The 23,434-nt window shown below is 76.0% G+C and carries 2 protein-coding genes; both read right to left on the reverse strand.

Annotated features, from left to right (window positions below; genetic code table 11):
* On the reverse strand, positions 1 to 7,427 hold a 7,427-nt coding region (locus ACIQUT_RS36355; protein WP_403569496.1), incomplete at its 3' end, for a type I polyketide synthase.
* A gap of 103 nt (positions 7,428 to 7,530) precedes the next feature.
* Entirely contained in the window at positions 7,531 to 23,322 is a 15,792-nt protein-coding gene (locus ACIQUT_RS36360; RefSeq protein WP_403569498.1) for a type I polyketide synthase, read from the reverse strand.
* Positions 23,323 to 23,434: the final 112 nt, after the last annotated feature.

Raw genomic sequence — 23,434 nt, forward strand, 5'->3', positions numbered from 1 at the left:
AAGTCCGGCTTCACGCCCCACGACTCCAGCAGCCGGAACAGCGCCACCTCGACGGCGAACAGCGCCGGCTGGGTGTACTCCGTCCGGTCCAACAGGCCCGCATCCGACCCGAACAGCACGTCCTTGAGCGGCAGTTCGAGATGGGTGTCCAGCCCGGCGCAGACCGCGTCCAGTGCCGCGGCGAACACCGGCTGGCCCGCGTACAGTTCTCGGCCCGCGCCCAGGCGCTGGCTGCCCTGGCCGGTGAACAGGAAGGCGGTCCGGCCGCTCCTGCCGGCCGTGCCCCGGACCAGCCCGGGGGCGGTCCGTCCGGCGGCGAGGGCGTCGAGGGCGGTGACGGCGGTGTCGCGGTCCTTCGCGACGACCACGGCGCGGTGGTCGAAGGCGGCGCGGGTCGTGGCCAGGGCGTGGGCGAGGTCCGTGAGCGCGAGGCCGGGCCGGTCCTCCAGGTGGGTGTGCAGGGCCCGGGCCTGGGCGGCGAGGGCGTCCGCCGTGCGGCCGGAGAGCCGCAGGGGCAGCACGGCCGGCGCCGGCGGGAAGCCGGCATCGGCGGCCGGGTCGGCGCCCTGTTCGGCGTCCCGGTCGGCGTCCGGGGCGACCGGTGCCTGCTCGATGATGGTGTGGGCGTTGGTGCCGCTGATGCCGAAGGACGACACACCGGCGCGGCGCGGGCGGCCCGTCTCCGGCCACGGAACGGACTCGGTGAGCAGGCTGACGGCGCCTTCCGTCCAGTCGACGTGCGGCGACGGCTGTTCCGCGTGCAGGGTCGGCGGCAGCACGCCGTGCTGCATGGCCAGCACCATCTTGATCACGCCCGCCACGCCGGCCGCGGCCTGGGTGTGGCCGAGGTTCGACTTGATGGCGCCGAGGAGCAGCGGCTGCCCGTCGGGCCGGTCCTGGCCGTAGGTCGCCAGGAGGGCCTGGGCCTCGATGGGGTCGCCAAGGGTCGTACCGGTGCCGTGGGCCTCGACCGCGTCCACGTCGGCGGCCGACAGGCCGGCGCTCGCCAGGGCGGCGCGGATGACGCGCTGCTGGGACGGGCCGTTGGGAGCGGTCAGTCCGTTGGAGGCACCGTCCTGGTTGATCGCCGAGCCACGGACCACCGCCAGGACCGGGTGGCCGTTGCGGCGGGCGTCCGACAGCCGCTCGACGAGCAGCATGCCGACGCCCTCGCCCCAGCCGGTGCCGTCGGCGTCGGCCGAGAAGGCGCGGCAGCGGCCGTCGGCGGAGAGGCCGCGCTGGCGGCTGAACCCGACGAAGGTGCCCGGGGTGGCCATGACGGTGACGCCGCCCGCGAGGGCCAGGTCGCATTCGCCGCTGCGCAGGGCCTGGACGGCCATGTGGAGGGCGACCAGGGAGGACGAGCACGCGGTGTCGATGGTGACGGCGGGGCCTTCGAGGCCGAAGGTGTACGAGATGCGGCCGGAGGCGATGCTGCCGGTGCTGCCGGAGCCCAGGGAGCCGTCCGCGCCGTCGGCGGAGCGCTCCAGCAGGGTGGCGTAGTCGTGGTACATCACGCCGGCGAAGACGCCGGTCCGGCTGCCGCGCACGGTGGCCGGGTCGATGCCGGCCCGTTCGAAGGCCTCCCAGGTGGTCTCCAGCAGGAGGCGCTGCTGAGGGTCGGTGCCGACGGCTTCGCGCGGGCTGATCCCGAAGAACGTCGGGTCGAATCCGGCGACGTCGTGCAGGAAGCCGCCGTGGCGGGTGTAGGAGGTGCCGGGGTGGTCGGGGTCGGGGTGGTACAGCGACTCGACGTCCCAGCCGCGGTCGGCCGGGAAGCCGGTGATGGCGTCGCCGCCGCCCTCCAGCAGCCGCCACAGCTCCTCGGGCGTGGTGACGCCGCCGGGGTAGCGGCAGCTCATCGCCACGATCGCGATCGGGTCGTCGGCACCGCCGGCGCCGCCCTGCCCGGGGGCGGGTACGGGCACTGCGTGGGACGCACGGTCGTCGTCCGCGCCGAGTTCGGCGGCCAGGTGGCGGGCGAGGACGAGCGAGGTCGGGTAGTCGAAGATCAGCGTGGCGGGCAGGCGGCGGCCGACGGCCGCGCCGAGCCGGTTGCGGAGTTCGACGGCGGTGAGGGAGTCGAAGCCCAGCTCGTTGAAGGCCTGTTCGGGTTCGACGGCGTCGGGGGTGCCGTGGCCGAGTACGCCGGCGACGTGGCCGCGGACGAGGTCGAGGAGGAGCCGCTCCCGCCCGGCGGCGTCGAGGCCGCGCAGGCTCCGTTCCAGACCGGACGGCTCCGTGGCGCTGCGGCCGGCCGCGCCCGCCCCGGCGGCGGTGCGCCGTACGGGGGTGCGGACCAGGCCGCGCAGCAGCGGGGGCACGCCCGCACCGCCGGTGGGCAGGGTGAGCCGCATCGGCACGAGCAGGGCCCGCCCCGCGTCACCGCTGTCGGCACCTGCCGAGGCACCGGCTTCGGTGTCGGCCGCGGTGTCCGCGGCCGCGGCGAGGGAGTCGGCGAGGTCGAGGAGGGCGAGTCCGTCGGCGGCGGTCAGCCCCTGCACGCCTCCGCGCTTCATCCGTTCCAGATCGGCCCGGTCCAGGGCGCCGGCCATCCCGTCGGCGTCCTCCCACAGGCCCCAGGCCAGGGAGAGGGCCGGGAGGCCCCGGGCGCGGCGGTGCTGGGCGAGGGCGTCCAGGAAGGAGTTGGCCGCGGCGTAGTTGCCCTGGCCGGGGGCGCCGAACACTCCGGCGGCCGAGGAGAACAGCACGAAGGCCGACAGGTCGGCGTCGCGGGTCAGCTCGTGGAGGTGGAGGGCGGCGTCGGCCTTGGGCCGCAGGACGGTGTCGAGGCGTTCGGGCGTCAGCGAGTCGATGACGCCGTCGTCGAGGACGCCCGCCGTGTGGACGACACCGGTCAGCGGGTGCTCCGCCGGGATGCCGGCCAGGGCGGCGGCGAGCGCCTCCCGGTCGGCGGCGTCGCAGGCCGCCCAGGTGGTCTCGGCGCCCAGTTCGGCCAGTTCGCGGGTCAGGTCCGCCGCGCCGGGCGCGGTGTCGCCGCGGCGGCTCAGCAGCAGCAGGTGCCGTACGCCGCGCTCGGCGACGAGGTGCCGGGCGACGAGCCGGCCGAGGGTGCCGGCCGCCCCGGTGACCAGGACCGTGCCTTCGGCGTCGTACGCGGGGGCCCCGGCCGGGGTGCCGGCGGGCGTCCTGGCCAGGCGGGGTGCGTGGACCGTGCCCGCGCGCAGGGCGAGCTCCGGCTCCCGGGAGGCCAGGACGGCGTCCAGGACGGCTCCGGGCAGCTCGGCGAACGGCTCCTCGCCGTCGACGTCGCTGTCGACGTCACTGACGACGTCACTGTCGACGTCGACGAGGACGAAGCGGCCCGGGTGCTCGGACTGGGCGGAGCGCACCAAGCCCCGGACGGCGGCGTGCACGGGGTCGGCCGCGCGGTCGCCGGAGTGCACGGCGACGGCGCCCTGCGTCAGGAGGACGAGGCGGCTGTCGGCGAGCCGGTCGTCGGCGAGCCAGTGCCGCAGCAGGCGGAGCGTGCCGTGCGTGGCCGTGTGCACGGCCTCGGGGGTGAGCTCCGGCGTGGCGGGGAGGCGGACGAGGACGGTGTCCGGGGCGGGGGTGTCGGTGTCGGTGTCGAGGGCTGCGGCCAGCGCCTCGGTGGCGTCCGGCCCGTCGAGGACGAGCGTGCGCGGCTCGGCGGCGCCGGGGGCGTGGTCGGCCGGTTCGGGGAGGGTGAGCGGGGGCCATGCCACGTGGAACAGGTGGTCGTGGGGGCCGCCCGTCCCGGTGTCGAGGTGCTCGGCGGAGACGGTGCGCAGGGTGAGTGCGGCGATGTCGGCGACGGGCTGTCCGGTGCCGTCGGCGAGGGCCAGCGACACCGTGTCCGGGCCGGCCTTGGAGAGCCGTACGCGGAGGGTGGAGGCGCCCACGGCGTGCAGGGACACGCCGGTCCAGGAGAACGGCAGCCGGCCGCTGCCGGTGTCCTCGACGAGTCCGGCGAGGCCGATGGTGTGCAGGGCGGCGTCGAGCAGGGCGGGGTGCAGACCGAACAGGCCCGTGTCGGGCTGCAGTTCCTCCGCCGGCTCGATCTCGACGTAGGTCGCGTCGCCGCTCGTCCAGGCCGCGCGTACGCCCTGGAAGGCGGGCCCGTACTGCAGTCCGGCCGCGGCGAGGCCGGCGTACAGCTCGTCGACGGGCAGCGGGACGGTGTCGGCCGGCGGCCAGGTCTCCGGGGCGAAGGACGGCTGCGGGGCGCCCGCCGCGAGGACGCCGTCGGCGTGGCGGGTCCACGGCGCCTCGGCCGCGTCCGGGCCGGCTGCGGCGCCGTCGGCGCCCGGTTCGGGGCGGGAGTGCACGCCGAGGGAGCGGCGGCCGGTGGCGTCGGGGGCGCCGACCCACAGCTGCACCTGGACTCCGCCGGCCGGGGGCAGGACGAGCGGTGCGTGGAGGGTGAGTTCCTCCAGGAGATCGCAGCCGACCTGGTCGCCGGCCCGGATCGCCAGCTCCACGAAGGCGCTGCCGGGCAGCACGGCCGAACCCATGACGGCGTGGTCCGCGAGCCAGGGGTGCGTGTCGAGGGAGAGGCGGCCCGTGGAGAGGAAGCCGTCGAGGTCGGCGAGGGCGACGGCGGCACCGAGCAGCGGGTGTCCGGCCGTGCCCAGGCCGGCCGCGGAGACGTCGCCGGGCGGGCGTCCGGCGTCGAGCCAGTACGGCTCGCGCTGGAAGGCGTACGTGGGGAGGTCGACGCGCCGGACACCGGTGCCGGCGTAGTACGCGTCCCAGTCGACGGCCGTGCCGCGGACGTGCAGCCGCGCGAGGGCGCCGGTCAGGGTCTCGGCCTCCGGCCGGCCGGTGCGGAGGACGGGGACGAAGGCGGCGGTGTCGGTGTGGTCGGGCAGGCAGTCCTGGGCGAGGGCGGAGAGGACGGCGTCCGGGCCGATCTCCAGGAAGTGGACGGTGTTGCGGGCGGCCAGGGCGCGCATGCCGTCGAGGAAGCGGACGGCCTCGCGGACGTGCCGGACCCAGAAGTCGGCCGAGGCCATGTCGTCGCCCGCGAGGGCACCGGTCAGGTTGGACACGACCGGAATCCGGGGAGCGGCGTACGTCAGCCCCTCCGCGACCTGGCGGAAGGCGTCGAGCATGCCGTCCATGTGCGGCGAGTGGAACGCGTGGCTGACCGTCAGCCGCTTGGTCTTCCGGTCGGGGAACGACTCGGCAATGGCCACGGCGGCGTCCTCGTCACCGGCTACGACCACCGACTGCGGGCCGTTGACCGCGGCCACACTCACCCGATCGGTGAGCAGCGGGAGAACCTCGTCCTCCGACGCCTGGACGGCGATCATCACGCCGCCGGCGGGCAGGGCCTGCATCAGGCGCCCACGCGCGGCGACCAGCGTGCACGCGTCGTCCAGCGAGAAGACACCCGCCACATGCGCCGCGGCGATCTCGCCGATCGAGTGCCCGGACAGGAAGTCCGGCTTCACACCCCACGACTCCAGCAGCCGGAACAGCGCCACCTCGACCGCGAACAGCCCCGGCTGGGTGTACTCCGTCCGGTCCAACAGACCCGCATCCGACCCGAACAGCACCTCCTTCAACGGCAGTTCGAGGAGCGGGGCGAACCGCTCGCACACCGCGTCCAACGCGGCGGCGAACACGGGGTGGGCCGCGTACAGCTCGCGCCCGGCGCCCGGGCGCTGGCTGCCCTGGCCGGTGAAGAGGAAGGCCAGCTTGCCGGCGACCGGGCGGCCCCGGGTGACACCGGGGGCGGGGGCGGACTCCTCCGGGCCGAGGGCGGCGAGGGATTGCAGCGCGCGGAGGAGTCCGGGCTGGTCGGCGGCCGTGAGGACGGCCCGGTGCTCGAAGTCGGTGCGTCCGCTCGCGAGCGAGTGGGCGACGTCCCCGGCGCGCAGCCCGGGGTGGGCCGCGAGGTGTGCGTGCAACTTCTCGGCCTGGGCGCGCAGGGCGGCCGACGACTTGGCCGACAGGTTCCACAGCGGCGGTACGGGGGCGGCCGGGGCCGCGGGGGCGGCGGACGGCTCGCCGGGCTGCCCGGCGGCTTCCGGGGCTTTCGGGGCTTCGACGGCGTCCGGGGCCTGCTCGATGACGGTGTGGGCGTTGGTGCCGCTGATGCCGAACGAGGAGACGCCGGCCCGGCGCGGGGCGCCGGTCTCGGGCCACGGCACGGACTCGGTGAGCAGCCGGACGGCGCCTTCCGTCCAGTCGACGTTCGGGGTGGGCTCGTCCACGTGCAGGGTCTGCGGCAGCGTGCCGTGGCGCATGGCCATGACCATCTTGATGATGCCCGCGACGCCGGCGGCGGCCTGGGTGTGCCCGATGTTGGACTTGATCGAGCCGAGCAGCAGCGGCCGGTCGTCGGGCCGGTCCTGGCCATACGTGGCGAGCAGCGCCTGGGCTTCGATGGGGTCGCCGAGCGTCGTGCCGGTGCCGTGGGCCTCGACGGCGTCGATCTGGGCGGGCGAGAGGCGGGCCCCGGCGAGTGCGTCGCGGATGACGCGCTGCTGGGAGGGGCCGTTGGGGGCGGTCAGGCCGCTGCTGGCACCGTCCTGGTTGACGGCGGTGCCGCGGATGACGGCGAGGACGGGGTGCCCGTTGGCGCGGGCGGCGGAGAGGCGCTCCAGGACGAGCATGCCGGCGCCCTCGCCCCAGCCGGTGCCGTCGGCGGCGGCGGCGAAGGACTTGCAGCGGCCGTCGCCGGCCAGCCCGCGGTGGCGGCTGAACTCGGTGAAGGTGCCGGGCGTCGACATGACGGTGACGCCGCCGGCGAGGGCGAGGGTGCACTCGCCGCTGCGCAGGGCCCGGGCGGCGAGGTGGACGGCGACGAGGGAGGACGAGCAGGCCGTGTCGACGGTGACGGCCGGGCCTTCGAGGCCGAGGGTGTAGGCGATGCGGCCGGAGGCGATGCTGCCGGAGCTGCCGTTGCCGAGGAAGCCCTCGATCTCCTCGGGGACGCTGAACAGCCGGGCGGCGTAGTCGTGGTACATCAGGCCCGCGAAGACGCCGGTGCGGCTGCCGCGCAGCGACGCCGGGTCGATGCCGGCCCGTTCGAAGGCCTCCCAGGAGGTTTCCAGCAGGAGCCGCTGCTGCGGGTCCATGGCGAGGGCCTCGCGCGGGGAGATCCCGAAGAAGCCCGGGTCGAAGTGGTGGGCCTCGTGCAGGAATCCGCCGACCTGCTCGTACGCGTCGATGCCGCTGTCCGGGTCGGGGTCGAAGAGGACCTCGGCGGGCCAGCCGCGGTCGGCGGGGTACGGGGTGGCGGCGTCCCCGCCGCGGGCGACGAGCTCCCACAGGGCTTCGGGGGTGTCGACGCCCCCGGGGTAGCGGCAGCTCATCGCGACGATCGCGATCGGTTCCTGCTCGCGCTCCTCCACCTCGCGCAGCCTGCGTCGCGCCTCGCGGAGGTCGGCCGTCGCCCGCTTGAGGTAATCGAGGTACTTCTCCTCGTTCACCATGTCTTACGCCATCCCCGTGCTCGAAGTGGTCAGAGTCGTCAAGGTCGTCGGAGCGGTCACGGCTGTGCCGCCGTGCCGGTCACCGTGGTGGTCGTGGTGGTGGTCAGGACAGGCCGAGTTCGTCGTCGAGGAGGTCGAAGAGCTCGTCGGCCGTGGCGGCCTGGATGTCCCGCTCTTCGGCGGCGGCGCTGTCCGGTGCACTGTGCGTGTCATTCCACTTCGCCAGGAGGTCTCGCAGCCGGGCGGTGATGCCGGCGCGGTCGGCGTCGTCGGGGGCGACCGCCGAGAGGAGGGATTCGAGCTTGTCGAGTTCGGTGTGGACGGCCGGCCGGCCGCCGCGGTCGCCGGCCCGGCCGATGCGCTCCCCGATGTACGCGGAGAGGGCCGCCGGTGACGGGTAGTCGAAGATCAGCGTGACGGGCAGCCGCAGCCCGGAGGCGGCGGTGAGCCGGTTGCGGAGGTCGACCGCGGTGAGGGAGTCGAAGCCGAGGTCGAGGAAGCCGCGGGCGGCGTCGACGTCGTCGGCCGTGCCGTGGCCGAGGACCGCGGCGACCTGGCCGCGGACCAGCTCGTCGAGCGCCTGCTGCCGTTCGGCGGCCGGCAGGCCCGCCAGCCGCTCCGTCAGGGAGCCGGCCGGTTCGGCGGCGGGCCGGGCGGCGGCCCGGGCCGCGGGGGCGGCGGCCCGGCGCGCGGGGGTGCGGACGAGTCCGCGCAGCAGCGGCGGCAGGGTGCCGTCGGCGGCCTGGGCGCGCAGGACGGCCGGGTCGATGTGCATCGGGACGAGGACGGCGTCGTCCAGGGTGTGGGAGGTGTCGAAGAGGGCCAGGCCCTCCTCGGGGGCGAGCCCGGTGACACCGGCGCGGGCCATGCGCGTCAGGTCGGCCTCGTCGAGGGCGCCGGCCATGCCGTCCGCGGTGGCCCACAGGCCCCAGGCGAGGGAGCTCGCGGCCAGGCCGCGAGCGGCACGGTGCCGGGCGAGGGCGTCCAGGAAGGCGTTGGCGGCGGCGTAGTTGCCCTGGCCGGGGGCGCCGAAGGAGCCGGCGACCGACGAGAACAGGACGAACGCGGAGAGCCGGTGGCCCTCGGTCAGTTCGTGCAGGTTCCAGGCCGCGTCGACCTTGGGCCGCAGGACCGTGTCGAGGCGCTCGGGGGTGAGCGAGTCGATGATGCCGTCGTCCAGGACACCGGCCGTGTGGAAGACCGCGGTCAGCGGCCGCTCGGCCGGTACGGCGGCCAGGACGGCGGCCAGGGCCTCCCGGTCGGCGGCGTCGCACGCCGCCCACGTCACCGTGGCGCCGAGCCCGGTCAGCTCGCCGGTGAGGTCGGCCGCGCCGGGTGCCGCGTCGCCGCGGCGGCTGAGCAGCAGCAGGTTCCGTACGCCGTGGGTTTCGGCGAGGTGGCGGGCGAAGAGCCGGCCGAGGGTGCCGGTGGCGCCGGTGACGAGGACCGTGCCGCCGGTGTCGAGCACGGGCCGGGCCGGGTCCGGCGCGGCGGCGGTGTCGGCACGGGTGCCGGCGTCGGCGTTGCTGTCCGCGTTGGTGTCGGCGTGGGTGTCGGTGCGTGCGATGCGGCGGAGGCGGAAGGCGTACGCCTCGCCCGACCGCAGGGCGAGCTGCGGCTCGTCCCCGGTGAGGGCGGCGGCCAGGGCGCCGAGGGAGGCGTCGGTGCCGTCGGTGTCGGCGAGGACGAACCGGCCGGGGTTCTCCGACTGTGCCGACCGCACCAGGCCCCACACCGGGGCGTGGGCCAGGTCGGTGACGTGGTCGCCCGGTACGGCGGCCACCGTGCCGCGGGTGAGCAGGACCAGCCGGGAGGCGTCGAGCCGCTCCTCGGCCAGCCACTCCTGGACCAGGGCGAGGGCGTGGTGCGCGGCGGTCCGGGCGGCGGTGGCCCGGCCGTCGGCGGTGGCGGTGCCGTACAGCGGGACGATCACGGTGTCCGGTGCGGGGGCGCCCGCGGCGAGCTGCTCGCGCAGGGCGGCGAGGTGCGGGTGGGCGTCGAGCGGGTCGCCGCCGATACGGAAGTCCGCCCGGTCCTCGCCGAGTACGGCCCAGCGTTCGCCGGCCGGGACAGTGCCCGCGGTCAGCGGCAGCCCGGTCCATTCGATGCCGAACAGGGATTCGTGGTGGGCGGTCCGGTCGGCGCCGCCGAGCGCGTCCGCGGAGACGGGCCGCAGGACCAGCGAGTCGACGGAGGCCACCGGGGCGCCGGTGGTGTCGGCGACGTCGAGGGTCAGGCCGCCGGACGTGCCGGGGGTGATCCGGACCCGCAGGCCGGCCGCGCCGGCCGCGTACAGCCGGACGCCGGTCCAGGCGAACGGCAGCCGGGCCCCCTCGGCGGGCTCCGTACCGCTGTCGGTGCTGTCGGTGCTGCCGGGGACGCCGAGGCCGATGGCCTGGAGGGCCGCGTCGAGCAGGGCGGGGTGCAGGCCGTAGCCGGCGGCGTCGTTCTCGTACGCCTCGTCGAGCGCGACCTCGGCGAACAGTTCGCCGTCGCGCCGCCAGGCGGCGCGCAGCCCCTGGAACACCGGCCCGTAGCCGAGGCCGGCGGCGGCCGCGGCCGGGTAGAAGCCGTCGGTGGGGACCGGTTCGGCGCCGGCCGGGGGCCATTCGGCCAGGTCGACGGCACGCTGCGGGGCGGCCGGGGCGAGCACGCCGGTGGCGTGCCGGGTCCACGGCTCCTCCGCGGGGGCGTCGGCCGGCCGCGCGTGCAGGGACAGGGTGCGGCGGCCCGCCTCGTCGGCGGCGTCGACGGCCAGCTGGAGCTGCACGGCCCCCTGGTCGGCGAGGGTGAGCGGGGCCTCGATGGCCAGCTCGTCGAGGGTGTCGCAGCCGACCTCGGCGCCGGCGCGCAGGGCCAGTTCGACGAAGGCGGTGCCGGGCAGCAGGACGGTGTCCATGACCGTGTGGTCGGCCAGCCAGGGGTGGGTGGCCAGGGCCAGGCGTCCGGTGAGGACCAGGCCGTCGGAGGCGGGCAGCGGGACGGCGGCGCCGAGCAGCGGGTGGTCGGGGATGTCGAGGCCGGCGGCCAGCACGTCCTCGACGGACACGCCCACGTCGAGCCAGTAGCGCTTGCGCTGGAAGGGGTACGTGGGCAGGTCGACGGCCCGGGCACCGGTGCCGGCGAAGTAGGCCGTCCAGTCGACGGAGACGCCGTGGACGTGGGCCCGGGCGAGGGCCGCGGTGAGCGCCTCGGCCTCGGGGCGGTCCTTCCGCAGTACGGGCACGCACAGGGCGGCGGGCTCGGTGCTGTCGTCGGCCAGGCAGTCCTGGGCGAGCGCGGAGAGGGTGCCGTCGGGGCCGAGTTCGACGTACGCCGTCACCCCGGCCGCCTCCAGGGCGCGGATGCCGTCGGAGAAGCGGACGGCCTCGCGGACGTGCCGGACCCAGAAGTCGGCGGAGGCCGTCTCGTCGGTGACGGGGGCGCCGGTGAGGAGGGAGACGACGGGGATGCGCGGGGCCCCGTAGACCAGGCCCTCGGCGACCTTGCGGAAGTCGGCCAGCATGCCGTCCATGTGGGGCGAGTGGAAGGCGTGGCTGACGGTGAGCCGCTTGGTCTTGCGGCCCTGCGCCTCGAAGGCGTCCGCGATGGCGGTTGCGGCGTCCTCGTCGCCGGCGACGACCACCGACTGCGGGCCGTTGACGGCGGCGATGCTCACCCGGTCGGTGAGCAGCGGCAGGACCTCGTCCTCGGCCGCCTGTACGGCGATCATCACGCCGCCGGCCGGGAGCGCCTGCATCAGCCGGCCGCGGGCGGCGACCAGTTCGGCGGCATCCTGGAGGGACAGGACCCCGGCGACGTGGGCGGCGGTGATCTCGCCGATGGAGTGGCCGGCGAGGACGTCGGGCCGCAGGCCCCAGCCGTCCAGCAGCCGGAACAGTGCCACCTCGACGGCGAACAGCGCGGGCTGGGTGTACCCGGTCCGGTCCAGCAGGGCGGCGTCGGACCCGAACAGCACGTCCTTCAGCGGGAGTTCGAGATGTCGGTCGAGCTCGGCGCACACCTCGTCCAGGGCATCCGCGAAGGCGGGGTGGGCGTCGTACAGCTCACGCCCCATGCCGAGGCGCTGGCTGCCCTGCCCGGTGAACAGGAAGGCCGTCCGGTTCTCGCGGGCGGTCCCCCGGACCAGTCCGGGCGTGTCCTCGCCGCGGGCCAGTGCGTCCAGCCCGCGGAGCAGCCCGTCGCGGTCCGTGGCGACGAGCGCGGCGCGCTGCTCCAGGGCGGAGCGGCCGGCCGCCAGGGACAGGGCGAGGTCGGCGGTGCGCAGGCCGGTGTCGGTGTGGACGCGGGTGTGGAGGCGGCGGGCCTGGGCGCGCAGGGCGTCCTCGCCGCGGGCGGACAGGACCACGGGCAGGAACGGCGCCGGGGCGGCCTGCCCGCCCTGCTCCGCTTCCGCACCCTGTTCCGGCTCTGCGGCCTGCTCCGACTCTGCGGCCGGCTGCGGGGCCTCTTCGATGATGGCGTGGGCGTTGGTGCCGCTGATGCCGAAGGAGGAGACACCGGCGCGGCGCGGGCGGCCCGTCTCGGGCCAGGCCACCTGCTCGGTGGTGAGGGACACCGCGCCCGCCGACCAGTCGACGTGCGGGGTCGGCTCGTCCACGTGCAGGGTCTTCGGGACCACGCCGTGGCGCATCGCCATGACCATCTTGATGACGCCGGCCACACCGGCGGCGGCCTGGGTGTGCCCGAGGTTGGACTTCACGGAGCCGAGCAGCAGCGGCCGGTCGTCGCTGTGCTCACGGCCGTAGGTGGCGAGCAGGGCCTGGGCCTCGATCGGGTCGCCGAGGGTGGTGCCCGTGCCGTGGGCCTCGACCACGTCGACCTCGGCGGCCGTCAGGCGGGCGCCGGCGAGGGCCTGGCGGATGACCCGCTGCTGCGAGGGGCCGTTGGGGGCGGTGAGGCCGTTGCTGGCGCCGTCCTGGTTGACGGCCGAGCCGCGGAGCACGGCCAGCACCTGGTGGCCGTTGCGGCGGGCGTCGGAGAGCCGCTCCAGCAGCAGCATGCCCGCGCCCTCGCCCCAGCCGGTGCCGTCGGCGGCGGCCGCGAAGGACTTGCAGCGGCCGTCGGCGGCGAGGCCGCGCTGGCGGCTGAACTCGATGAAGGTGCCCGGCGTGAACATCACGGTGACGCCGCCGGCCAGGGCCAGCGAGCACTCGCCGCCCCGCAGGGCCTGCGCCGCGAGGTGCAGGGCGACCAGCGAGGAGGAGCAGGCGGTGTCGACGGTGACGGCCGGGCCCTCCAGGCCGAAGGTGTAGGCGACACGGCCGGAGACGATGCTGCTGGAGCTGCCGGTGCCGAGGTAGCCCTCGACACCGTCGGGCACGGCGTGCAGGCGGGCGCCGTAGTCGTGGTACATGACGCCGGCGAAGACGCCCGTACGGGTGCCGCGCACCGAGGACGGGGCGATGCCGGCCCGCTCGAACACCTCCCAGGTGGTCTCCAGGAGGAGCCGCTGCTGCGGGTCCATGGCGAGGGCCTCGCGCGGGGAGATCCCGAAGAAGGCGGCGTCGAAGTCGGCGGCGTCGTGCAGGAAACCGCCCTCGCGGGCGTACGAGGTGCCCGGGTGCTCGGGGTCGGGGTGGTAGAGGGCCTCGGTGTCCCAGCCGCGGTTCTCGGGGAGGCGGGTGATGCCGTCCTCGCCGGCGGCCAGCAGCTCCCACAGGTCCTCGGGGGTGCGGACGTCGCCGGGGTAGCGGCAGCTCATCGCGACGATCGCGATGGGCTCGTCGTCGGCCGCGGCCGCGGTGGCCGCCGGGGCCGCGGACCCGGCGGCGGTACCGGCGCCCGCTCCGGTGCCCGGCTCGGTGTCGCCGATCAGCTCGGCGCGCAGGTGGCGGGCCAGGACGGTCGGGTCCGGGTAGTCGAAGATCAGGGTGGCGGGCAGGCGCAGGGCGGTGGCCGCGTTCAGCCGGTTGCGGAGTTCGACGGCGGTCAGCGAGTCGAAGCCCAGCTCCTTGAAGGCCCGCCCCGACTCGACGGCGGCCGGGCCGGCGTGGCCGAGCACCGCCGCGACCTGCGTACGGACCAGGTCCAGCAGGGCGCGGTCCTGCTCGGCGGCGGTCATCCCGGCCAGCCGGGCCCGCAGCTCGGACTCGCCGCCGGCGGCGACGGCCGCGGCGGCCGCGGACCGGCGCGCCACACCCCGTACGAGGCCGCGGAGCAGCGGGGCGATGGTGCCCGCGGCGGCCTGCGGGCGCAGGGCGTCGGTGTCCACGCGCATCAGGGCCACGGCCGGGTCGTCGAGGGAGACGGCGGTGTCGAACAGATCCAGGCCGTCGGCGGCCGTCAGCGGGGGCAGTCCGGCCCGGCGCATCCGGTTGACGTCGGCGGCGTCCAGGGAGCCCGCCATGCCGTCGGCGAGGGACCACAGGCCCCAGGCGAGCGCGGCGGCCGGAAGGCCCCTCGCCCGGCGGTGCTGGGCGAGGGAGTCGAGGAAGGAGTTGGCGGCGGCGTAGTTGCCCTGGCCGGGGCCGCCGAACAGGCCGGAGGTGGAGGAGAAGAGCACGAACGCGGACAGCTCCGGGGCCAGGTCCCGGGTCAGCTCGTGCAGGTTCCAGGCCGCGTCCACCTTGGGGCGCAGCACCGCCGACAGCCGGTCGGGGGTCAGCGAGGAGAGGATGCCGTCGTCGAGGACTCCGGCGGTGTGGACGACCGCGGTGAGCGGGTGCTCGGCCGGGATGCCGGCGAGCAGGGCGGCCAGGGCGTCCCGGTCGGCGACGTCACAGGCCGCCCAGGTGGCGGTGGCGCCCGACTCGGCCAGCTCGGCGGCCAGTTCGGCCGTGCCGGGGGCGTCGGCGCCGCGCCGGCCGACGAGCAGCAGGCGGCGTACCCCGTGGGTGGCGGCGAGGTGGCGGGCGATCAGCCCGCCCAGCGCACCGGTGGCTCCGGTGATCAGGACCGTGCCGTCCGGGCCGAAGGCCAGGGCACGGCCGGCGCCCTCCCGCTCCTGCTCCTGCTCCTGCTCCTGCTCCCCGGTTTCGACGCGGGCGAGACGCGGGACGAGCACGGCGCCGGCGCGCACCGCGAACCGCTCCTCGCCGGAGCCGAGGGCGGCCCGCAGCGCGTCCGCGCCACCGGTCTCCGCGTCGATGTCGGCGTCGATGCCGGCGTCGACGTCGACGTCGACGAGGGCGATCCGGCCCGGGTTCTCGGTCTGCGCCGAGCGCAGCAGGCCCCAGACGGTGGCGGCGGCGAGGTCGGTCACGTCCTCGTCCGGTACGGCGGCGACCGCGCCGCGGGTGACGCAGACCAGCCGGGCGGCGGCGAACCGCTCGTCCGCGAGCCACGCCTGGGCAAGGGCGAGGGCGTCGTGAGCCGCCGTGTGCACGGCCTCGGCGGTGAGGGGCTCGGGCGTCGGCGCGAGGACGTGGAACACCTCGTCCGGTACGGGTGCCCCCGCGTCGACCGCGGCGGCCAGTGCCGCCAGGTCCGGGTACCGTTCGGCGTCCGCGGGGCACACCGGGTGCGCTGCGCCGAGGACGGCGTACCGGGCCGCGGGGGCCGGGTCCGGGACGGCGAGGCCGGTGGGTTCGGTCCACTGCTGGCGGAACACGGACTCGTGGTAGGCGGTACGGGCGGCGCGCAGCTGGTCGGCGGTGACCGGGCGCAGGCCGAGCGACTCGACGAGCGCGACCGGGGCGCCGGCGGCGTCGGCGATCTCCAGCCGGACGCTTTCGGCGCCGGCCGGGGTGAGGCGGACGCGCAGTGCGCCCGCCCCTCCCGCGTACAGCGAGACCCCGCTCCAGGCGAAGGGCAGTCGGCCCCGGCCGTCGTCGGCGCCGATGCCGTCGAGGCCGATGGCGTGCAGGGCGGCGTCGAGCAGCGCGGGGTGCAGGCCGAACCGGCCGGCCTGGTCCTCGGCGTCCTCGGGCAGCCGGACCTCGGCGTACACGGCGCCGCCCTGCTGCCAGGCGGTGCGCAGGCCGCGGAAGACGGGGCCGTAGGCGAAGCCGATGGCGTCGAGCGCCTCGTAGCGGCCGTCGAGCGGCAGCTCGGTGGCGCCGGCCGGGGGCCAGGCGGTCAGGTCGAAGTCGGCGGCGGGGCGGGCGGCCTCGGCGAGGAAGCCGGTGGCGTGCCGGGTCCAGGGCTCCTCGGCGGCCAGGCCCTCGGCCCGCGAGTGCAGGGCGAACGGCCGTCGGCCGGACTCGTCGGCGGCTCCGACCCGGACGCGCAGCCGGACGCCGCCGCGCTCGGGCAGCATCAGGGGCGCTTCGAGGGTCAGTTCCTCCAGGTGGTCGCAGCCGAGCTGGTCGCCGGCGCGGGTCGCGAGCTCCACGAAGGCGGTGCCGGGCAGCAGGACGCTGCCGAGGATCGCGTGGTCGGCCAGCCAGGGGTGGGTGGCGAGGGCGAGGCGTCCGGCGAAGACCATGCCGTCGGAGTCGGGGAGTGCGACGCCGGCGGTGAGCAGCGGGTGGGCGGTGTCGTCGAGGCCGATCGCCTCGACGTCGCCGAGGTGGAGGGCGGAGGAGACCGCGGGCCAGTAGCGCTGCCGCTGGAAGGGGTATGTGGGCAGGCCGACGCGTCGGGCTGCGGTGCCGGTGGCGGCGAAGTACTCCTGCCAGTCGACCCGGATGCCGTGGACGTGGGCCCGGGCGAGGGCGGCGGCAAGGGCCTCGGCCTCGTCGCGGCCCTTGCGGAGCACGGGTGTGAAGACGGCGTCCTCGGTCACGCACTCCTGCGCGAGGGCGGACAGCACCCCGTCCGGCCCGAGCTCGACGTACGCCGTCACACCGGCCGCTTCGAGGGCGCGTACGCCGTCGAGGAAGCGGACCGGCTCACGGACGTGCCGCACCCAGAACTCCGGCGCGCCCATCTCGTCGGCGACGACGGCACCGGTCAGGTTCGACACGACCGGGATGCGCGGGGCCTCGAAGGACAGGCCCTCCACCACCCGGCGGAAGTCCTCCAGCATGCCGTCCATGTGCGGCGAGTGGAACGCGTGGCTGACCGTCAGCCGCTTGGTCTTGCGGTCCTGCGCCTCAAAGGCCTCCGCGATGGCGACCGCCGCGTCCTCGTCACCGGCCACGACCACCGACTGCGGCCCGTTGACCGCGGCAATGCTCACACCGTCGGTCAGCAGCGGCAGGACCTCGTCCTCCGACGCCTGCACGGCGATCATCACACCGCCGGCCGGGAGCGCCTGCATCAGCCGGCCGCGGGCCGCGACCAGGGTGCAGGCGTCGTCCAGGGAGAACACCCCGGCCACGTGGGCGGCGGCGATCTCGCCGATGGAGTGGCCGGACAGGAAGTCAGTCTTCGCGCCCCACGACTCGATCAGCCGGTACAGCGCGACCTCGACGGCGAAGAGGGCCGGCTGGGTGTACTCGGTCCGGTCCAGCAGGGCGGCGTCCACCCCGAACAGGACGTCCTTCAGGGGGAGTTCGAGGTGGACGTCCATGCGGGCGCAGATCGCGTCGAGCGCGTCCGCGAACACCGGGTGGGTTTCGTACAGCTCGCGGCCCATGCCGAGGCGCTGGCTGCCCTGCCCGGTGAACAGGAAGGCGGTCTTGCCCGCGACCGGCGTGCCCTCGGCGAGGGCGGCGGCCGAGCCGCCCTCCGCCAGCGTTTCCAGTGCGGCGAGCAGCGCGTCGCGGTCCGCGGCGACCACGGCGGCGCGGTGCTCGAACGCGGAGCGGCCGACGGCCAGGGAGAGGCCGAGGTCGGCGGGGCGCAGTTCGGGGTGCCGGACGGCGTGGGTGTGCAGCCCGCGGGCCTGGTCGCGCAGAGCGTCCCGGGTCCGGGCCGAGAGGATCCACGGCAGCGGTACGCCGGCCGGTTCGGGGGCCGGTGCGGGGGCCGGTCCGGCCGTCGGCTCGGCGTCCGGGGCCTGTTCGACGATGGTGTGGGCGTTGGTGCCGCTGATGCCGAAGGAGGAGATGCCGGCCCGGCGCGGGCGTCCGGTCTCGGGCCAGTCCACGGCTTCGGTCAGCAGGGCGACGTCGCCCGCGGTCCAGTCGACGTGCGGGGTGGGCTCGTCCACGTGCAGGGTCTGCGGCAGCACCCCGTGCTGCATGGCGAGGACCATCTTCATCACGCCGGCGACGCCGGCCGCGGCCTGGGTGTGGCCGAGGTTCGACTTGATGGAGCCGAGGAGCAGGGGCTGTCCTTCGGGGCGGTCCTGGCCGTAGGTGGCGAGCAGGGCCTGGGCCTCGATGGGGTCGCCGAGCCGGGTGCCCGTGCCGTGGGCCTCGACGGCGTCCACGTCCGTGGGCGACAGGCCGGCGCCGGCCAGGGCCTGGCGGATGACGCGCTGCTGCGAGGGGCCGTTCGGGGCGGTGAGGCCGTTGCTGGCGCCGTCCTGGTTGACGGCCGAGCCGCGGACCACGGCGAGGACCGGGTGGCCGTTGCGGCGGGCGTCGGACAGCCGCTCGACGAGGAGCATGCCGAGGCCTTCGCCCCAGCCGGTGCCGTCGGCCGCGGCCGCGAAGGCCTTGATCCGGCCGTCGGCGGCGAGGCCGCGCTGGCGGCTGAAGTCGATGAAGGAGGCGGGCGTGGACATGACGGTCACACCGCCGGCCAGGGCCATGGTGCACTCGCCGGCCCGCAGGGCCTGGATCGCCCAGTGCAGGGCGACCAGCGAGGACGAGCAGGCGGTGTCGACGGTGACGGCCGGGCCCTCCAGGCCCAGGACGTAGCTGACGCGTCCGGAGACGACGCTCGCCGCGTTGCCGGTGCCGAGGAAGCCCTCGGTGCCGTCGGGGGCGGCGAGGATGACGTCGAGGTAGTCCTGGCCGTTGGTGCCGGTGAAGACGCCGATCCGCTCGCCGCGCACGGCGGCGGGGTCGATGCCGGCCCGTTCGAAGACCTCCCACGAGGTTTCCAGCAGCAGGCGCTGCTGCGGGTCCATGGCGAGGGCCTCGCGCGGGGAGATCCCGAAGAAGGCGGGGTCGAACTCGGTGGCGTCGGCGAGGAAGCCGCCCTCGCGGACGTAGGTGGTGTTCTCGGTGAGGGACTCCGGGTCGTACAGACCGTCCAGGTCCCAGCCGCGGTCGGCGGGGAAGCCGGAGATCGCGTCGCGGCCGCCCGCGAGCAGCTCCCACAGCTGTTCGGGGGTGTCCACCCCGCCGGGGAAGCGGCAGCTCATGGCGACGATGGCGATGGGGTCGTCGTCGGTGGCGGTGCCCGTGGCGGCGACGGGGCCGTGCGCCGCGGCGGCGGCCTCGGCCGAGTGCGCGTCGCCCAGGAGTTCGCCCTGCAGGAAGGCGGACAGGGCGAGGGAGTTGGGGTAGTCGAAGATCAGGGTGGCGGGCAGGCGCAGGCCGGTCCGGGCGGTGAGGAGGTTGCGGATCTCGACGGCGGTGAGGGAGTCGAAGCCGAGGTCGCGGAAGGCGATGGCCGGGTCGACGGAGGCCGGTCCCGGGTAGCCGAGGACGGCGGCGATCTGGGTGCGGACGAACTCCAGGGCGAGTGCGTCGCGTTCGCCGGCCGGGGCCCGGTCGAGCTGCCGGGCGAGGGAGTCGGCGGCCGGGTCGGCGGCCCCGGTGTCGGTGGTGCCCTCCGCGGTGAGGGCCCGCGCGGCCTCGGGGAGGTCGGTGATCAGCGGGCAGGGGCGTACGGCGGTGAGGCCGGGCGCCAGCCGGTCCCAGTCGATGTCGGCGACGACGGACGCGGTCTCGTCGAGGGTGAGCGCGGTGTGCAGGGCCGACAGGGCGAGTTCGGGGGCGAGGGCCGGGAGTCCGGCGGCCCGCAGGCGGTCGGCGACGAGGTCGTCGGTGGCCATGCCGCCTTCGGCCCAGGCGCCCCAGGCGATGACGGTGGCGGGGAGGCCCTCGGCGCGGCGCTGTTCGGCGAGGGCGTCCAGGGAGGCGTTGGCGGCGGCGTAGTTGGCCTGTCCTGCGGCGCCGAAGGCGGCGGCGACGGAGGAGAAGAGGACGAACGCGGACAGGTCCAGGCCGCGGGTGAGCTCGTGCAGGACGCCGGCGGCGTGGGCCTTGGGGCGGAGGACTCCGGCCAGGCGGCGCGGGGTCTGGGCGTCGAGGACGCCGTCGTCGAGGACACCGGCGGCGTGGACGACGGTGGTCAGCGGCAGGTCGGCCGGGATGCCGGCGAGCAGCTCGGCGACGGCGTCGCGGTCGGCGACGTCGCAGGCCGCGAGGGTGACGCGGGCGCCCAGGTCGCGGAGTGCGGCGGCGAGTTCGGCCGCGCCGTCGGCCTCGGGGCCGCGCCGGCTGACGAGCAGCAGGTGCTCGGCGCCGTTGCGGGCGAGCCAGCGGGCCACGTGGCCGCCGAGGGCGCCGGTGCCGCCGGTGATCAGGGCGGTGCCGGAGGCGGTCCACTCGGCGGCGGGGGCCTGCTCCCGGTGGGCGCGGACCAGCCTGCGGACGAAGACGCCGGTGGAGCGGACGGCGAGGTGGTCCTCGGTGCCGAGGCCGCCCAGGACGTCCGCGAGACGGGCGGCGGAGCGCTCGTCGGGGGTGGGGGGCAGGTCGACGAGGCCGCCCCAGCGGGCGGGGAGTTCGAGGGCGGCGGTGCGGCCGAAGCCCCAGACGGCGGCCTGGGCGGGCCCGGTGAGGCGGTCGGAGCGGCCGGTGGACACCGCGCCCCGGGTGGCGGCCCAGAGCGGGGCGTCGACGTCGGCGTCGCCGAGGGCCTGGACGAGGGCGAGGGTGGCGGCGAGGCCGGCGGTCAGGGCCGGGTCCTCGGGGTGCGGCTGCTCGTCGAGGGCGAGCAGGGAGAGCACCCCGGCGGGGGTGTCCGTCCCGGCGAGGGTCTCGTGGATCCGGTGGGCGAGGGCGGCCCGGTCGTCGGCCGTCGTGTCGACGGTGAGGGTGCTGACGGTGGTGCCGCGGGCGGCCAGGGCCCCGGCGGCGGCGACGGCCCAGGGGGCGTCGGCATGGCCGGCGGGCACGGCGAGGAGCCAGTGGCCGGACAGGGGCGCGGGCTCGGTGTCGGTGTTCCTGTCGCTGCCGGTGAGCGGCTTCCAGGTGATCCGGTAGCGCCAGCCGCCGACGGTGTCGCGGTCGCGGTGGCGGCGGTGCCAGGCGGAGAGGGCGGGCAGCACGCTGCTGAGCGGTTCGTCGCCGGCGACGCCGAGGGTGTCGGCGAGCGCGGCCAGGTCCTCGCTGTCGACGACCTCCCAGAACCGGGCGTCGGTGGCGCCGAGTTCGCGGCCGTCGGCGGGTTCGGCGAAGTCGGTGAACGGGTCGCGGGGCCAGTACGGCTCGCGCTGGAAGGCGTACGTGGGCAGCTCGACGCGGCGGGCGCCGGTGCCGGCGAAGCGGGCCGCCCAGTCCGGGGAGAGCCCGCGGACGTGGGCGCCGGCGACGGCGGCGGCGAGGGTCCGGGCCTCGGGGCGGTCGGCGCGCAGGGCGGGCAGGAAGGCGGCGGCGCGGGGGCCGGTGGCGGTCTGGCAGTCCTGGCCGAGGGCGGAGAGGACGCCTCCGGGGCCGAGTTCGACGTACGCGGTGACGCCGCGGCTCTCCAGCCAGCGGACGGCGTCGAGGAAGCGGACGGCCTCGCGGACGTGCCGCACCCAGAAGTCGGCCGAGGCCATGTCGCCGCCGGCGAGGGCGCCGGTCAGGCAGGACACGACGGGGATGCGCGGGGCCTCGTACGCGATCCCCTCCGCCACCCGGCGGAAGGCGTCGAGCATGCCGTCCATGTGCGGCGAGTGGAAGGCGTGGCTGACGGTCAGCCGCTTGGTCTTGCGGCCCTGCGCCTCGAAGACGTCCGCGAGGGCGGCGGCCGCGTCCGCGTCGCCGGCGACCACGACCGACCGGGGGCCGTTGACGGCGGCGATGCCGACGCGGTCGGTGAGCAGCGGGAGGACCTCGTCCTCCGACGCCTCGACCGCGATCATCGCGCCGCCGGCGGGCAGTTCCTGCATCAGCCGGCCGCGGGCCGCGACCAGGGTGCAGGCGTCGTCCAGGGAGAACACGCCGGCCACGTGGGCGGCGGCGATCTCGCCGATGGAGTGCCCGGCCAGGAAGTCCGGGCGCAGGCCCCAGCTCACCACGAGCCGGTACAGCGCCACCTCGACCGCGAACAGGGCCGGCTGGGTGTGGCCGGTGCGGTTCAGCAGCTCCGCGTCCGTCCCGAAGAGCACGTCCTTCAGGGGCAGTTCGAGGAGCGGGTCGAGCCGGTCGCACACCGCGTCCAGCGCGGCCGCGAAGACCGGGTGGGTGTCGTACAGCTCCCGGCCCATCCCCAGCCGCTGGCTGCCCTGTCCGGTGAACAGGAACGCCAGCTTGCCTTCCGTGGCGGCCCCTTCGACCACGTCGGCCGACGGCCGGCCCTCGGCGAGGGCGGCGAGCCCGGCGAGGAGTCCGTCGCGGTCCTCCGCGATGACCGCGGCACGGCGGTCGAGGGCGGCGCGGGTGAGGGCCTGCGCGGAGGCGACGTCGCCGATGCGGAGACCGGGCCGGTCGGTGAGGTGGGTGTGGAGGGCTGCCGCCTGGGCGCGCAGCGCGGCCTCGGTCTTGCCGGACAGGACGACGGGCCAGACGGCCGGCTCGGCGGCCGGCGAGGCGGCCGCGGGCAGGCCGTCGGCCGTCTGTTCCTCCGCTGCGGGCTCGTCGCCGCTCTCCAGGATGACGTGGGCGTTGGTGCCGCTCATGCCGAAGGACGAGACGCCGATCCGGCGGGGCCCGTCGTGCCGCGGCCAGGGCCGTGCCTCGGTGAGGAGGGACACCTCGCCCGCCGACCAGTCGACGTGCGGGGTGGGCTCGGACACGTGCAGCGTGCGCGGCAGCAGCCCGTGCCGCATGGCCATGACGCTCTTGATGACGCCGGCGACGCCGGCGGCGGCCTGGGCGTGGCCGATGTTGGTCTTCAGGGAGCCGAGCCAGAGCGGGCGGCCGTCGGGCCGGTCCTGGCCGTACGTGGCGATGATCGCCTGGGCTTCGATGGGGTCGCCGAGGCCGGTTCCCGTGCCGTGTGCCTCGACGGCGTCGACCTGGTCGGGGGTGAGCCGGGCGTTGGACAGCGCCTGGAGGATGACGCGCTGCTGGGAGGGCCCGTTGGGGGCGGTCAGGCCGTTGGAGGCGCCGTCCTGGTTGACGGCGGTGCCGCGGATGACGGCGAGGACGTGGTGGCCCTTGCGGCGGGCGTCGGAGAGCCGCTCGACGAGGAGGACGCCGACGCCTTCGGCGAGGCTGAAGCCGTCGGCGTCCGGGGAGAACGCCTTGCAGCGGCCGTCGACGGCGAGGCCGCGCTGCTTGCTGTAGTCGATGAACGTGCCGGGCGCCGCCATCAGGGTGGCGCCGCCGGCGAGGGCGAGCGAGCATTCGCCGTTGCGCAGGGCCTGCACGGCCAGGTGCAGGGCGACGAGGGAGGAGGAGCAGGCGGTGTCGACGGTGACGGCCGGGCCTTCGAGGCCGAAGGTGTACGACAGGCGGCCGGAGGCGACGCTCGCCGCGTTGCCGGTGCCGAGGTACCCCTCCACGTTCTCGGAGGAGCTCAGCAGCGCGGTCAGGTAGTCGTGGCTGCTGGTGCCGACGAACACGCCGACCTGCTTGCCGCGCATCGACGTCGGGTCGATGCCGGCGCGCTCGAACGCCTCCCAGGAGGTCTCCAGCAGGAGCCGCTGCTGCGGGTCCATGGCCAGGGCCTCGCGCGGGGAGATCCCGAAGAGCGACGGGTCGAAGCGGGCGATGTCCCGGACGAAGCCGCCCTGGTCGGCGTAGCTGGTGCCGGGGTTCTCGGGGTCGGGGTGGTAGACGGTGTCCATGTCCCAGCCGCGCTCGGCGGGGAACCCGGTGATGGCGTCGGCCTCGTCGACGACCAGCTGCCACAGGCCTTCGGGCGAGGCCGCGCCGCCGGGGTAGCGGCAGCCCATGCCGACGATGGCGATGGGGTCCTGGTTCTTCGCCTCGACGTCGCGGAGCCGCTGACGCGTCTGGTGCAGATCCGCTGTGACCAGCTTCAGGTAGTCCCGCAGCGTTTGTTCGTTCGCCATGTAACGCAACCACCCAATTTGCAGCAGACGGCATCGGAAAAGACTGAGCGCAGAGCCGAGAATTGACATCGGAAATGCGGCGCCTCGCATATCGAGCGAAGCGATTGCTCGG

Source organism: Streptomyces sp. NPDC090445, assembly GCF_044769385.1.
Lineage (GTDB): Bacteria > Actinomycetota > Actinomycetes > Streptomycetales > Streptomycetaceae > Streptomyces.